Source organism: Furfurilactobacillus milii (genome assembly GCF_009863985.1).
GTDB classification, from domain to species: Bacteria; Bacillota; Bacilli; order Lactobacillales; family Lactobacillaceae; genus Furfurilactobacillus; species Furfurilactobacillus milii_A.
The window spans coordinates 145966-158821 of the sequence record NZ_WEZT01000018.1 but is presented as its reverse complement, the minus strand read 5'-3'; the positions used below and the strand labels follow the sequence as shown (position 1 = coordinate 158821).

At 43.8% G+C, this 12856-nt stretch carries 10 protein-coding genes and 1 riboswitch; of the genes, 1 reads left to right on the top strand and 9 read right to left on the bottom strand.

Going from position 1 to position 12856, the window contains the following annotated elements:
* Positions 1-55: 55 nt before the first annotated feature.
* Positions 56-153: riboswitch (purine riboswitch) on the bottom strand.
* A 126-nt stretch (positions 154-279) separates the two neighbouring features.
* On the top strand, positions 280-843 hold the full coding sequence (locus GB992_RS08850; RefSeq protein ID WP_161002106.1) for a TetR/AcrR family transcriptional regulator: 564 nt from the start codon (positions 280-282) through the stop codon (positions 841-843).
* Here the strand turns inward: GB992_RS08850 and GB992_RS11810 are convergent.
* From GB992_RS11810 to GB992_RS08810, 9 genes are all read right to left on the bottom strand, one after another.
* Positions 840-1061: a hypothetical protein gene (locus GB992_RS11810; protein WP_238331088.1), complete on the bottom strand. Its 222-nt coding sequence runs from the start codon at positions 1059-1061 to the stop codon at positions 840-842. The two genes, GB992_RS08850 and GB992_RS11810, sit on opposite strands and share 4 nt — an antisense overlap.
* Positions 1058-1666 carry an MBL fold metallo-hydrolase gene (locus tag GB992_RS08845; RefSeq protein ID WP_238331087.1) on the bottom strand — a complete coding sequence of 203 codons (609 nt, stop codon included), beginning with the start codon at positions 1664-1666 and terminating at the stop codon, positions 1058-1060. Before GB992_RS08845 ends, GB992_RS11810 begins: the two co-directional genes overlap by 4 nt.
* 218 nt (positions 1667-1884) lie before the next feature.
* Positions 1885-2124: a hypothetical protein gene (locus GB992_RS08840; protein ID WP_161002105.1), complete on the bottom strand. Its 240-nt coding sequence runs from the start codon at positions 2122-2124 to the stop codon at positions 1885-1887.
* Between the two features lie 647 nt (positions 2125-2771).
* On the bottom strand, positions 2772-3374 hold the full coding sequence (gene lepB, locus GB992_RS08835) for a signal peptidase I (RefSeq protein ID WP_161002104.1): 603 nt from the start codon (positions 3372-3374) through the stop codon (positions 2772-2774).
* Positions 3375-3521: 147 nt separating this feature from the next.
* On the bottom strand, positions 3522-4169 hold the full coding sequence (gene pcp, locus GB992_RS08830; RefSeq protein ID WP_161002103.1) for a pyroglutamyl-peptidase I: 648 nt from the start codon (positions 4167-4169) through the stop codon (positions 3522-3524).
* 163 nt (positions 4170-4332) lie between these two features.
* Positions 4333-5448 (bottom strand): MucBP domain-containing protein, encoded by a 1116-nt coding sequence (locus tag GB992_RS08825; RefSeq protein WP_161002102.1) that lies wholly within the window; start codon positions 5446-5448, stop codon positions 4333-4335.
* Positions 5449-5523: 75 nt separating this feature from the next.
* The gene (locus tag GB992_RS08820) at positions 5524-7818 is read right to left on the bottom strand and encodes an MBG domain-containing protein (protein ID WP_161002101.1); all 2295 of its coding nucleotides are present in this window, start codon (positions 7816-7818) and stop codon (positions 5524-5526) included.
* Between the two features lie 54 nt (positions 7819-7872).
* Entirely contained in the window at positions 7873-12321 is a 4449-nt protein-coding gene (locus GB992_RS08815; RefSeq protein WP_161002100.1) for a KxYKxGKxW signal peptide domain-containing protein, read from the bottom strand.
* A 75-nt stretch (positions 12322-12396) separates the two neighbouring features.
* A complete protein-coding gene (locus GB992_RS08810; RefSeq protein WP_161002099.1) occupies positions 12397-12540 on the bottom strand; it encodes a hypothetical protein in 144 nt (47 codons plus the stop codon).
* Between the last annotated feature and the right edge of the window lie 316 nt (positions 12541-12856).

The window sequence follows — 12856 nt, the reverse complement described above, 5'->3', positions numbered from 1 at the left end:
ATTTTCTGAGAACAAAAAAGCTTCCCTTGCGGATATCGCAAAAGAAGCCGAGGATACATTGACTTAATTTGCTTATAGTCCGGAGTTTAGGGCTCTGGGTAGAGACAACCATCCATATCATGGTTATATATAAGCTTTGTTCGTATGCTAATTAACTTGTGGTTCATAGATTATCACAGGTTTGACCATCGTGCAATCACAGAACTCACTTTTTCATTTCTTGGCGCCATCTGGGTTCATCGACTACAATAAATTTAGTTTTCGAAAGGTGATAAAAAAATGAATGAATCCGACTTACGCGTTGTCAAAACTATCCATTTGATTGACCAAACATTACTAAACTTATTAAAAACAGAATCGTTCGAACAAGTCACGGTTCAGCAAATCTGTCTGGAGGCGGAAATCGGTCGATCTACTTTTTACCATCACTACGTAGACAAATTTGCATTACTTGAACATCTTAACAATCAATATGCCGACAAATTCAAAAAAATTATGGTGACACGAATTTCAACAGTTACACAGTCTACTTCCCTTGTCACTTTGGTATCAGATCTCTTGCCCGACAAAGACGCACTATTAATCTTGTTGAACGTCCATGTTAGTAGTCTTAGTTTAGATGCCAATTTTCGGAAAATAATCAACGACAGCTTAGCCAGCTTTTTGAGAGATCACCTCAGCACGACTCTGCCGATTGCCTACCTTCAAAACCTGTATGTTGCTAACGCAATGACTTACATTACTTGGTCACTCGCACACGGCCTCAATGAGGATGTTGCCCACTTTATGAACACGACGTTTATCAATATCGCTAATCAAATCACTCAGCAAAATTCACATTAGTAGCTCAATGTAACAACGTGAGGCATTACCTGAGGATCATGATTTGCCAACGCCTCAACAACATTTGGTTTTGCCGCTTCTTGCTTAATCCAAGCCAGTGACTCAATAGCAGCTTTTCGATCTACCACAATACCAGGGGTAACCATTTTTTCCCATGATTCGCGTGCATAACCTACATCAGCGGCAAGAACGACCTCACGTCCATCTTTCCCTGTCACAATTGTTGCTGAAAGCCCAGCACTGTGGCCAGGCGTGGCAACGAACTGAACACTCCCATCACCAAACAGATCAAATGTCTGATGTAAGGGACCCACATTTGCCTTTCATATGCAAATGTTTCTACGTTGACGTCACGCCACATTTTATTGATATACCGTAATTTATCGCGATTAGCCGCTTGCCACTCCGCATCACTGGTTAAAATTCTCTTGGCCTCTTTAACCAGTTTGAGACCACTGGCATGATCACTGTGCAAATGGCTTAATACCAAATAGTCAATATCACTTGGTTTATATCCTAAAGTTGCTAACTGTTCACGAACTGACCACTCAGCCGGTAAATAGGCTTTATTGATTTGCACTTGCATGCCCAGTTCATGCCACTGACTCTGACGAACCGATTCGTTCCAACCAGTATCAATGAGTACCAACCCTTTTGGATGCTCAATCAAATAACTCGAAACAGGCAAGGTAATTTGATTAATATGTGATCGCAATACACCTGTAAATGCCAGGGGATTACGATAATAGTCATGAAAAGGCAAGGCTCGATCAACTTGAACTAAACCTGTGTGCAAAACATGAACTTTAATGTCTGTAGTCATTTTATCAACCTCCGAAAAATACTGTACGCTATGACTTGATGAGTTCATTATTAATTCTTTATTGGCGGGAAACAAGAATCAATAATAGTCATTGTGTATCATATCTTTCAAAGCGTCGTTTATCGTTTTATTATTAATCATAACTTCTATAACACTAAAATAGTGGCATTAACCCTAAATGCACTTTGCATAGGATTAATGCCACTATTTTTTCCAAATTATTTTGATCGTCGGTCCAGCCACTGACCATATACAAACCCACCGATTAAAGCGAACATGGTTAGACCGGCAGCGACGGGAATCAAGACATTGGGAACGGCATTGCCAATCACTATGATAACAATACCAGCGATAACCAACCCCCGACCCATGAATAACAACATACCTTTTGTTGCACAGTCACTTTGTCTGACGTGAAACCCAATTGTGAATGTGGGATGTGCCGGTGGTAAATACATTACTAGCATTCCTGCCAATCCAGAAGTAATTCCAACAATCGAAGCATGGCTGGCCTGAAAGTCATCCGGAAAAACGCACGCAGTTATGCCATAAGGTAGATTGTAAAATTAATCCGAACGCTGTTCGGACAAAAAAGATCAGCTTCCTTTAAAATGGTGTTTACCACAAACCCATCTTTTAGGAGCTGAAAAGTGAATTGACTTCACAATTGTAATTGCTTCGAACTTTCGTTCAAAGACCCTACACATTTGATTCGTCGAAACGTTGTTCAGTTTTCAAAGATCTACATCGCTGTCATGCGACAACTTAATTAGTATAACATGCTGTTTTTAATCGGTCAAGCAAGAAATTAAACATTTTTTTGAAATCCGTTTAGCAACTTGACGACCTCTCGTAGCAGCAAGTAATACTATATCAACAAGTCGAACATCGGTCAAGCGTTTTGTTCAAAAAAATATCGCACGAAGTCAAACAGACAACTTCTTTCATTATATGTGCGATTGATTTCAATTCGAATTAATTCCACATCCTCGACACACAGTGACTACAACCGGGTCCTAAAAAGTATTCGTCATATCAAACCATGAGGTTCGAATGACGAATACTTTTTAAACACCGCCGTTGTTTTCAACGTCACAAAGCAAATTTACTTGTCTGCTGTCCATGTTTTGTAAGCCTGGTTAATATTAAATCGTTTGCTGGCGGTACTCGTCCAAAACGGAACCTTAACGACGCCAGCGACTTTCTTTTGCTGTACAAAGCCCCAATAACGACTGTCGTTTGACACAGAGCGATGATCGCCCAGGACAAAATACATCCCCTTAGGAACTGTCGATGACTTCACCCGCCAATCATGTTGTGCGGCTAACGACGATAAAGTCCAGTTACCAGTCCCCTGATTACGCTCTGTCATGCCTATGTAACTCTGATTGATCTTACGGTCATTAACATACAGGACACCATTCTTGCTTTCAACCGTGTCACCTGGCATGCCAATGACCCGTTTGACATAATCAATGTGTGAGGTGGCGTTCGGATCTTCACCCTGCGCATCAAAAATAATCACAGAGTTATGGCGAATCGGAGCTCGGTTAAACATCGCCACTCGTTCGTGGTCCTCTAAATTAGGTTGCATCGATGGACCTGCAACATAAGCAAACTGAAATAATGTCGCCTTAATTACCACCGCCACGATTACCCCAATCAACAACGCTATGATCACACTTACAATGCTCTTTAAAGTTTTCATCAATCCTGTACCAACCGTCTGATAATTTTCGTTTAACTCTCTCCAGAAATTTATTTTAGTCCACTTGCGGCACAATACAATTCTTAATCTCAAACTTAATTGAACAGGCCAATATTTTTCAATTCCTTGTCGCCACACATAAGAATTTTACGCAATTGTTCCCTCAACACTCTCAATATCTGCTTTACCATCGTAAGCAACCATTGCCTCAATTGCGGCCGTAATACCACGCACATCATCCGCTAATGACAATGAAGGCACGTTTGGACGGCTCACAACCTGCTCGGGCAGAAACGGAATGTGCATGAATCCTGCCTTCAATGCGGGAAATTGTTTATCTCGCATATACTGCACCTGATACATGATGTGATTGCAAACGTAAGTCCCTGCCGTTGTCGACACTGCGCTTGGCACGCCAACTTTGCGAATGGCGCGTGCCATTGCCTTAACCGGTAACTGAGTAAAGTAAGCCGTCGCACCATCGCTTTGAATCGTTCGGTTGATCGGTTGAAAGCCCTCGTTGTCCGCAATCCGGCCATCATCAAAATTAATGGCAACCCGTTCCGGCGTGATAGCAGCCCGGCCACCAGCCTGACCAATGTTTAAAACATAATCTGGATGTTCTTGTTCAACAGCATCCTGAACAACCGTTGCGCAACGATCAAACACCGTTGGAATTTCTAGCTTCACAATATCGGCACCCGCAATTTGTGCTGGCAATTGCTTCACGGTTTCAATCGCCGGATTAATTTTATCCGTGCCAAACGGATCAAAGCCCGTCACTAAAATTTTCATACTGACGCATCCCCTTCGCTTGCCATTATCTTAGTGTTTCTGACTGATGGCGTTGTTATTCATCATTCTAATCATCTGCCAACGACTTTCAATAAAAAACGCTAACCTCCAATACGGAGATTAACGTTTTTCACATTTGTAAAACTAGTTTATGTTGTTACTTTTACGATCGGCGATACTTACGAACACCGAGAAAAATGAATCCTGCCGCCATCATACCTAACCCGGCAATAACCAGCGCAAACGAACTTTGCTGGCCTGTATGTGGTAAGACCTTTGCCTGCGACTTAGCAGCCACACGCGCAGGGGCATAAACTTCTGTAGCCAATTGAACATGCGTCTTCTTAACAGTTGTTTGCTGTGCCGGAGTCGTTTGCTCAACCGTTCGAACTGGAACCGGTTTTGCAGCTACCGGTGTAACAGTCTGTGTGTCCACGGGTTGTTTTGGTGTCTGTTCATTTGGTGTTTGTTCAGGTGTGGTCATCGGCGTGTAAATCACCTCTACCACGCCTGGTTGACCCGACACCTCTGGTACAACTGTAACTTTGTAGCCAGGAATTTGAGGGACGTTTGAAATTGGCTGTCCCGGAACGCCAGGTTGTTGCGTCGGCGTCGTGCCAGGAACTGGTTTGCCATCGGGCGTCTTTGGTACAACCGTCACAATGAGCTCGTAATAGTAGTCCACTGCGCCGTTCGTTAAGCCATACATGCCGCTGGCGTTGGCCGGCGTAGCAACTAGCTTATAGCCGCTAACATTGGCTGGTGTCGACTGATAATCACTACCAAACGGTCCAGACAGCGTGGCAGAACTTGCAATTGGCGTCGTTGTCCCTTGAATGTAGTAATTAACCGTAACAGTTTCCGTCAGTGGTGTATAAACGACATTGACCTGTCCCGGCTTATCCGGCACATTCGGTGTGGTTGTTCTTGTATATCCTGGAATCGTTGGATAGCCACCCGTTGGTGCGACCGGTTGGCCTGGAGTACCTGTACCTGAAGGAGCTGGCACATTTGGAATTTTATTATCATTACTGTCCACTGGAACAACACTGTAATCAACAGTGTACTCATAATTGACGGTGCTGCCAGCCGCTACATAAGTGCCAGTGGCATTGCTTGGCGTTGCGACTAATGTATAACCCGGAATTTGGGCTGCATTCGTCGTATACGTCAGACCGACACCACCGTTCGTTGTCGCGGAATTAGCAATCTTGTTTGTAGTGCCAACCACATAATAATTGGCCGTAACGGATGCATTTTGGCGATAAACGACTTTCACAGTCTGTGAACCGGCACCGGTCAAAGTGTAGCTAGTTGGTTGATTGCTCTCAACCGTATAGCCCGCAACACTTGGCTAGGCAATCGTTATTGTGGCGCCCTTTTTCTCGTCAGTTATATCGACTGCTTTTTTACCAGCCAATTCATTACCGTCCTGATCAACATACTCAACCGTTACAGTCGGCGTAATCGTTAACGTACCATCAGTCAACTTGGCTAATGTTGTGGCGTCAATCGTAAAGCTCTTGTTTGCCGCGGCCAAATCACTGATTCCCTTTGCGCTCAGTTTAACATTATGATCACCAACATCTTCGCTAGTGTCATTGTCTCGTTCAAAGTCATCTTTTGTCCACTTAGGTGCCGTTAACCAGCTTGGTAGCGTCACCGTATATGGCGTGCTAGGATCATCTTTACCGTAAACTTTGGTTTGTGACCCGATACTGCCATCGATTTCTGCCTGGGCATAGTTCCACGTGATCTGATCAGCAACTGGATCGCCCGTTTCAACGCCCCAATCGTAATTAACCGCATATGACGCACTGCCATCAGCATTCTTCGTGATCTGCAAAGTTTTATTATTCTGATCCGCCGCACTCACGACTGCGTAACCAGTCACGGCCTGTGATTTAGCAACAAATCGACTATTTAATGCTTGGTCAGCTTCGGTTGGGTAAACAGGTTGTGATTCCTTAGGCAAGTCTGCTGGTAAACCACTAGCCTGTTGTTTTAAATCATTAACAAGTGTTAATTCCAAATGGATCCCAGAAGCCAACGGTGAGTCTCCATCAGCGCCTAACGTCAATACGGCACCCTTTTGAACATTGCTCTTAGCAAACGCCGTATTTAACGTTGCCACAATGTGGGCTGAAGTTCCATCGGCGCCCAAACTCATAGTTACACCGGTGATATTCTTCCAATTATCAGCATTAACCGATGAATTGCCTTTTTCCAAATCTGCTTGCGACGATCCTGACGTTAATACTAATTTCTGACCATTTGCTAACAGCGCCAATTGTTTCACACTCAGCGCCGTGCTTGGAACATCAAACGTATAAGTTTTAGCACTAGCATCGTAGCCATCGCCGCTTTTGGCTACGTTAATGGTAGCTTTCTTTGTGAAGTCCGCTAACTTAAGCGGTGCGGTTTTAGTTTTCACATACAGCGCGTTATGCATTACCGGCGTTTTACTGCCATCAGGTGTTTGCGTATCTGTTAGCCACCCGTTCAAATCAAAGCCATCTTGATAGGTATCTGCCAGAAAATCTAAGTCGGCAGCAGCGTTCCTTGGTTTATAGGTCACCGTTAGACTCTTGGCATCTTTATTGACCGTCACCGTAGTTGTGTAATTTGCAGCTGTGTTTGCATCAGGCTGGAAGCTAACTGTTTGCCAATTAAAGTCTTTAGCAGCGTTGCTTAAATCAATTGTCGTCGTTATTCCGTCGGATACTGGTGCGCTTGGCACATCTGTTAGGGACGGCGCTGTACTCGTTACATTCCACACACTGCCGTAAGTCTTCGCGTAAAGATAGGTACTCGTGTTGCCACCAAACGTCAATTGGGTGTCGTTAAAGTTAACAGCATTCGGATCATTTGTCGCAACACCGTTGATCAACTTATAAGAAGCGCCTTGGTAGTTCGCCGTGCTAGCGGCGTTAATTGTGGCGGGTACTGTTGCACTGTACGTGCTGCCTAAAGCTAGCCCATTTCGAGTTACAGGGGACTGTAAATCTTGCCCCGCCTGAACGTACGCAACATTATCAGTGCTATTACCGTCTTTGACCGTCGTGTCAGCACCACCAGCAGCAGCCTGATAAGCAAGCTTCAGATCGGCCTGCATATTCATGTTCAGCGTCAAATTGTCTAATGGCGTTTTATTGGTAGTATCCCCGGTATCAGGAATATATTGGCCATTACTATCAACCGTGAACGGCAACACTAGCTTAATTACATTTGTATTTGTCGCCTTATCATAATTGGCTGTGGCCTTATCTGGGTCAAACGTCACGGTCACGGATCCATCAGCATTCAGCGTAACTGACTTAACACCATTAGGTATAGGTAATCCATTCATGGTTCCCTCGTAAGTCTTTCCTGACGTGCCAGCCAGATTTTTAATAAACGCTGTGACCATTCCGTTTGGATCATTAGCCTTGGTTGCACTCACAATATCAGCATTGCTAAATGTATATTGATGATCAGCATTAACCTTCGTTGAATCTGAAGTGTCAACATTAGCTGTTATGCTATTTTGACTCTTCACTTTTGTGTCAATAACGAGATTCATGACATCCCCAAACTGATCAACAAGCGCCGGTGCCGTCGCATCTTTAGCACCTGACCAGTTAACAGCATACGTGCCTGTTTTAGCCAATGCGTTAATTAGCGCTGCTTTGTCAGCATCAGATGTTGGCTTATAGGTGAGCGTTTAGTTTGTGTCATCGTGCGTCCAGCCGGCAGGCAAGTTAGTCACACCGCTCCACTCAAAAATCTCACTACCCGTATTATCGGCAGTTACTTTGCTTGTATCAAATGAGGTTGTTGACTGAACGTTGCCGTTAGCATCCTTGCCCAGTGAAATGGTAATACTTGGTCCAGGCTGTGTTGTATTAACTGTCATTGCTGTCTTTGTAGCCGAGTTAGAGACATTCGTCGCAATATATTGGATCGTCGTGGTCGAATTTTCGGCGGTGCCATAATCTTTTGTGTTGTCCGTAGATGAGGCATCAGTCACGTATCCATGATAAGTCAGCCCATTTGTATCATCCGGAGTGTTTGTCACAGAGCCGTCTGCATTTTTCTTTTCATAAGTGCTCTTAATGCCGTTGGTACCAAAACTTGGATCAGCTGTTAAAACAACCCCTTGATGTAATGCGCTGACTGGTGTCACGATCGTTGTCGATGAAAATGACGGTTCAACATTTTTACCCATCACAACCGTCGCATCGGCCGCCGTCTGTGTGTTTGTTACCGTTAAATCATTAACCATTTTGTCTTGGAGACCAATTTCGCTAACCGTAATGGCATCATTCGAGGTCCGCCTAATTGTAACCTGCGATGGTTCTTCATCAGCTGTGGCATCTTGATTCGTGATAATAACTTGACTATCCTTTGCGCCAAGTGTTCCAGTTCCATTAGTGGCGGAAACTTTACCATTCACATCATAAACTGTGTAAACTAAACTACCGTCTACGTTTAGCGTAATATCAACTTTCGAACCATCAAGGTTAGTAATTGTTTTCTTTAGATAAGTCCCATATGCACCATTTACATCCGTAATTGGTTGTAGCTGAATTGTACTGTTGTGGACAATCTTGCCGTCTTTATCCGTGCTCTGGAAGAAACCAGCGTACGTTTGGTCCTCTGTTAGTTTGTTATTATCTTCAGTGACTTTATCGTTCTTAAAGTTCGTATCAGCCGCCTGCTGAACTAACGTCATTTGACTGATAAACGATTTACGATAATCCCAACCAGCCTGGTAAAGTTTTCCGGAACTAGTGCCATCGCTGGTTGTCGTCTTACCATCAGCGCTCAACTTTGTCTCCACTGTGTTGAGTGCATCACGGACAAACGTATAATTTAACGTGCCATCTGTGTTTGCTGACACTGAAACGGTGGTTTGCTTTTTACCGTCATTTGTCACGTCGTCATTTAACTGTACGCTTGGATAACTAACGCTTGTACTGCCCGTCGTTTGCGCTCCACTGTCACCTAAAGTTGCCGAATCATTGGTCACAACCATCTGAAGACTGGTTAGCTTACCTTGACTGGGATTGGCTGTATCTGCGCCTCGTGTGATTGTCACAAGCGTGTTTGTACCATCCGCATTACTATAATGAACGGTCCAAATCGTTGTGCCATCTGGATTCGTAGTCGTTAAAACAGGCGTAAGTATATCTGTAACAGTACTTTTATTTTCAAACTGATACGTGTCTGATGATGGGTTTCCTAGTGCCGGCTTTTCACTCGTTGGTGTGACATTCAAATTACGTTGTACAGCTGCATAACCAGCCTCATAAGCTGGAATTGCCATCGCTTCTTCATGGACATAAGCGTAGTCGATCGCATTTTGAATAACTTTCTTAGCATTATCTTGATTGTCTGTACTCAATTCTGTACTAGTAATCGTCGATGTACTGTCACCCTGCTTGCTAGCAGCCTTATCCTTCAGGACCGTTACGGTTTCAGCTGGTGTCCCTGTTGAATCTTCAGAATAAGGGGCAGTGTACGTAACATCAGCATTTAGCTTTATGTCACTGCCATTCGCCGTAGCAGTTAAATCCGGATTATCCTTCTTTGCGTCTGCCAAACTCTGTGAAATGGGCTGACCATTATGAGAGTCCCCACTTTGCTTAACATACGTGTCTGCATCTGCAATGGCCTTGGCAATAACATTCGTTGAATTGCCATCCTTATCAGTAAAGAAACTGTGATAAAGAGCACTAAACACCTTGTAGTAAACATATGAATTCTGTTTATAGTATGCATATTGGCTGTTCGACAATCCACCCTGACTCGTGGCATTTGGCAGAAATGCGGCTGCACTAGCTAGCTTCGATAGATCACCCTGGTTAATCGCTAACTGCACGTCACTTAAAAAGTCCGTCTTAGCCTGATTGGCAACGTTCAGAGCCAACTGGTACATGTTATTTTGTGCCGGTCCATCTGTCCAATCAGCACTAGCCGAGGTTGTAGGAGACGTTTGGTAAGCCAAAGATACGATCGGATTGCCCTTTTCAGAAACCGTGTACTTAAACATGTGACCCGTCAAAACTGAATAAATTGCTAAATCCAGTGGTGATATGACCTGTGTGCCTTTGGGGTTGGATAAAGCCGCTTGATCAGTAAGTCCAGTAGGAATGGCGGTATTACCGTCCCCGGTCAAAGCACTGGCTACAGTTGCATGTTTTCCACTTAGATAAGACCGTGCCACAAGATACATCGCTTGATACAAGTTCTTTTGATTATTGGAACTGTCCGTGTTCGTTTGTGATGCATATTCGGCCGGCATTCGTTGATCAATATACGTCAATAAATCTTTAGGTGAGATACTATTATCCAGTACCTCTGACTTACCGCTTAAGGCGTCCTCTGTTGCTGCTGTAAACGCCTGTGCAACAACATTTTGCCAACTGGCATAATAATTTATAAATGCGGTTTTAAAGATTTCTTTTTCTAGAGCGTTAGCGCCAGCATTAGGTAGTGCATTGGATTGGAGCAATTGGTCAACTGGTGGTAAAAATGTCGTTTTATTTACACCGTTCCGACTACCAAGTTGATAGTTAGCTGCATCCATATTCTGCTGACCATAGTCTTTAGCTATGTTCGCAAGCAGCGAGTCCCCATAACCAGTGGGACTGTAAGCGTTACTATTTCCGAATATTTTTTGGGCAATAACAGCTACCGTCTGGGGGTTACTAGGATTTTGAGGATGTCCCACTATGCCGTCCAAAGCAGATTCGAAACCCAGTTTATAAAAATCTGCTTGTGAACCCGTTAGACTACCCGGCTCATCGGCCGTTTCCATTTGTGTTCTAAGCGTTTGAAAATCATCCAGTTTACCTTGGAGACCGAAATATTTACTGTTATCTGAATTATTAGAAGCTTGCAATAACCATAAGTAGTATGCCTCTGAAACTAAATGGCCCCTTAAATAGGCTTTAACAGTATCCAAATAGCCATTCTGCTCTTCCGTAGTTGGCGCCGTTTGATTTGCAGTCCAAGAGTTATCGCCACCGTAGAGATCACTGTTCGAAATCGTTGCCCAATCAATTTTAGCCAACTGAGCATCGACCCATGTATCAATTCTGGCTTTGGCAGTCTTGTCTGAAGCATCGGTACTATGTACATACCCATCAGTGTTCTTCTGTAAATCACTAAAATCCAGTGAGGATGGATCAAAATCGTCACCCAGTTTTAACCAGCCGATAATGTCATTTTCATAGACATTCTCCATACCTTGAGCAAAATTGGCCTTAGCTGCAGCCACACCATTGGCGTACCCGACATCCGTTGCATCATCCTTCGCAATAATCATCGCTTTAGTGACATGGGTCGCAGCGATTGCCTTCTTAGCAGCTTCAATATCACTTTGAGTTGCACCACCGGCAGGCAAACTAATCGTAACTGCACTGTCGGCTGTTTCGGTAATCACAGCCCCAGCAACAAGCTGTTTTGCGTTGACTGAAGCAACGCTTGACGAGTTAATCGTACCTTGTGATTGTGTTGAAGAGCCCAGCAATTTTGAAACGGCGGTTGTTGATTGAGATGCGACAGTATTAGCCGTAGACGTTGCATTCATTTGCGTGGACGTGGATGTCGAGGGATCGGCAGAGCTAGCAGCAGATTTCCCGTCAGATGCCGCACTGGAACTATTTGTTGAGTCAGCTCCGCTTCGAGCAGCACTCGCCGGTGCAAGTGAGACGTTGTCAGATGCCGCTTCCTTCGTTTGAATGCTTGCCGGTTGGCTAGCCTTAGTAGTCAAACTTGATTCATTGGTTTGGTCTGTGGGTGTGGCAGATGCAGGCGTTTGTAACGAAATGGCAGCGCTTGCATTTTTGACCGTTTGATCCGCCGACGGTTCAGCAGTTTTCACGCTCCCCGCAGCAGAAGTACTTTGGCTTTGATTGCTTGCCGGCGCTACACTTGAAGATGACAGCGTAGCACTGGATGCATCGCCTGCCGTCGAAGCATTTGTAGAGGTTGGCACTTCAGTTGCTGGTTTAGTTTCTGCGTCCGCCTTGGCAGATTGGCCGGTTGTGGCTAGCACAGTTCCAAGACTCATCGCAATAATACTAGCGAAAAGCCATGTTTTTCCTGCCTTGTACATCTTGTAATGTTCCCGTTCACCCATATGTTGAAACTTGCTCTTTAGCATAATTGCCTCCGCAATTTAAGCTCAATTCCCTGAAGACTCTCTCATAGCCAACTCAAAGTTTCTCTCTAAACCTTGTCAATTATCGGTAGCCGCACTGTCAATTAACCGTGCAACTAGTTTAGACACCGATAATCTTTCCTTTGTTGTCAATTGCTGTAATTGCGTCCACTCGATTGGGGTAACCGTAATGTTCACTCGTTTATTTTCAGATTTAATCACCGTAAAGTGCCCCCTAAAAACATTAAGATTAAAATTTGATTATAAAAGTGTGCCACTTTAGGTTCAGACTAGTTCTCATTGAAAATAAAATCAAGGCAAATAGAACAACTTATTCACAAAAATATTAATATAAAGAAATTTATCAAAGCCACGTTATATCAACATTAAAGATACGTACCTAATTCGAATAATTTTATTTATATCAAGAAGTAGTGCCATGCATTAATCATTTGAGTTAATAACTTCTTTTACATATTTATTTCCAAAACACAAAAAAGGTTACAAAGCTTTATGTACCACTTTGTAACCTTTTATT

Excerpts from the sequence above, each read along its gene's own strand:
- GB992_RS08850 (WP_161002106.1), top strand. The coding sequence starts at position 280 with ATGAATGAATCCGACTTACGCGTTGTCAAAACTATCCATTTGATTGAC.
- GB992_RS08840 (WP_161002105.1), bottom strand. The coding sequence starts at position 2,124 with ATGTATTTACCACCGGCACATCCCACATTCACAATTGGGTTTCACGTC.
- lepB (WP_161002104.1), bottom strand. The coding sequence starts at position 3,374 with ATGAAAACTTTAAAGAGCATTGTAAGTGTGATCATAGCGTTGTTGATT.
- GB992_RS08845 (WP_238331087.1), bottom strand. The coding sequence starts at position 1,666 with ATGACTACAGACATTAAAGTTCATGTTTTGCACACAGGTTTAGTTCAA.
- pcp (WP_161002103.1), bottom strand. The coding sequence starts at position 4,169 with ATGAAAATTTTAGTGACGGGCTTTGATCCGTTTGGCACGGATAAAATT.
- GB992_RS08815 (WP_161002100.1), bottom strand. The coding sequence starts at position 12,321 with ATGCTAAAGAGCAAGTTTCAACATATGGGTGAACGGGAACATTACAAG.